Below are 2,205 nucleotides of genomic sequence, written 5' to 3' on the forward strand. Positions count from 1 at the left end.
CGGGGGGCGCTCACATCATCAACGCCGTGTGAGAGCAAGAAGATCGAGGACTCTTCCGCCAGCGCGACAATTTGGGTCGTGGCGCTGGCGGGACAGGAGGCTCGCCTGTGACAGGCCCGTCACAACATCACCCCCTAACTCAAATCGCTCGATATCGCGCGGATCCGAACTGCGCGCAGGCCGCCAGAAGGAACTGACAACACCCTGATTGCGGATCAGTCGAATAGCGTGGCGATCCGCTGCTTGATCTGATCGCCAATATAGAGTGCTAGGGCCTGAATGGTGGATGTCGGGTTCACAGCGCCCGCCGTCACAAAAATCGACCCATCGACGATGAACAGGTTTTTGACATCATGGCTTCGCCCCCAGCCGTTGACGACAGACGTCTCGGGATCAGTGCCCATTCGGCAGGTTCCAAGCTGATGCCACCCTGCACGCCACCAGACCTCGTCATTCGACTTGCGCAAAATACGCCGCGCGCCCGCTGCTGTTAAAAGCTCGGTCGCCCTTTCTTGCCCGTGCGCCAGCATTTTGCGCGTATTGTCACCCAATCGATAGTGGATTTTCGGTGCAGGCATCCCATCGCTATCGGTAAGATCAGGGTCAAGCTCGACGCGATTTTCCTCTTCTGCCAGATCCTCGGCCACAACGGTCAGGCTTGCCAAATAGGGGTATACATGATCCATCACCTCACGATGTTCTGGTCCCCAAGGGATAGAATTATCAATGCCATAGCCCCCCAATGCAAAGGTCATCGGTGTGGTTGACCTGCCAGAATGCAAACCATAGCCCCGTACGAATCCGCGCGCGGCGTCGGTCTCATAGAATTCCTGACTGAGCAAAGCGCATGCCATTGGTCCTTCGTGCCCCTGCATTGGCTCATCAAACACCCCGGACACGCCTGTCAGGGGATGAAACATCAAGTTCTTTCCAACCTGCCCAGAGCTGTTTGCAAGCCCATCGGGAAATAGCGGGGACTTCGAGTTCAGCAACAGCCGCGGCGTTCCAATCCCGTTACAAGCAACGATGACCATTTCGGCACGCTGCTCGTGAAGCTGACCATCGGCCCCATGATATAATACACCCGTCGCAAACCCGGTCTTTTGGTCAATCAAAATCTCGCGGACCCGGGCGTGAGTGCGAAGCTCGACCCCGGCTGCCTCAAGCATTGGCCAATAGGTGAAATTCGTTCCGCCCTTCGCGCCTGCGGCACAGCCCAGATCGCACGTTCCTGCGTTCACGCAAGCCTGCCTCCCATCGTGATCGCGGCTTAAGATGGCCACGTCAGAAGGCCACCAATGCCACCCCTTTGCATTGAACCCTTGCGCCAAAGTTTGCCCCAGCCGTCCCAGCGGAATTGGCGGCAGTTCTGGTGTATACTCGGGATAGGCGGGATTGCCGCCCAACCCTGACACGCCAGTATTCCGGTCGTTGATCGCATAGAAAGGGGCAAGCGTGTCGTAATCCACGGGCCAATCCTGACCCACCCCGTCAAGGGTGCGGGTCCGGAAGTCTGACGGTTTAAGGCGCGGCCAATGCCCAAGAAAGTTGATTGTGGCTCCACCCACACCGTTCCAATTCACCGGCGCGATGCAACTGTTTTCGACATTGATAGGATAGTCCTGTGGCAGGGCGCGGACATTTGGATCACTCGAGAATTCGGCATAGCGCGCAAGCTCGTAATCCTCGCGACGGCTTGGAAATTCTGTGTCGGATAGGTGCCCCCCTTGTTCGAGACACAAGATGCGCATCCGGGTTTCCAACAAAGACCATGCGATAGCTGCCCCCGAGGCCCCCGCTCCAATGATCAAAACGTCAACGGGGTCATTGGCCATGAGCTGGCTCCTTCGTGTCTTTGGTTGCGCGATACGCCCTGCCACGCGCCCGCACCGGCGCGCTCAGCGCCTCAAGTAAATCCGGTGTCTCTCGTGGGACATTATAGCCCTGTGGATGCACCGGATGCGCCCCGACGCCAAACAGCGGACGCAAATCAGCGCGGCTGTAATAGCCAAGATAGGCAAGCCTTACGAGGCGCGAAAAGGCCTCTGGCTGTTGCGCCTCAACGGCTTTCAGCGTGGCAATCCGGTCAGCGCTCGCACTTATCAAGAACGCTTCATTCTGCGCATGAATTGCTGACAAAACGGTGTGCACAACCCCCTCTGGATCAGGATCATACCGCCCGGCGATAGGCAGGAAAGAGGCGGC

2 protein-coding genes are annotated in these 2,205 nt (G+C 57.8%); both read right to left on the bottom strand.

From position 1 onward, the window contains the following. Positions 1–215: 215 nt before the first annotated feature. Positions 216–1,835, bottom strand: coding sequence for a GMC family oxidoreductase (locus tag DT23_RS16885; RefSeq protein ID WP_038133201.1), 1,620 nt, complete (start codon positions 1,833–1,835; stop codon positions 216–218). After that, positions 1,825–2,205 (bottom strand): hypothetical protein (locus DT23_RS16890; protein WP_038133203.1); only part of this gene is annotated, 381 nt, incomplete at its 5' end. The genes DT23_RS16890 and DT23_RS16885, both read right to left, overlap by 11 nt.

The sequence above is a fragment of the Thioclava indica genome (assembly GCF_000714545.1).
Taxonomy (GTDB): domain Bacteria; phylum Pseudomonadota; class Alphaproteobacteria; order Rhodobacterales; family Rhodobacteraceae; genus Thioclava; species Thioclava indica.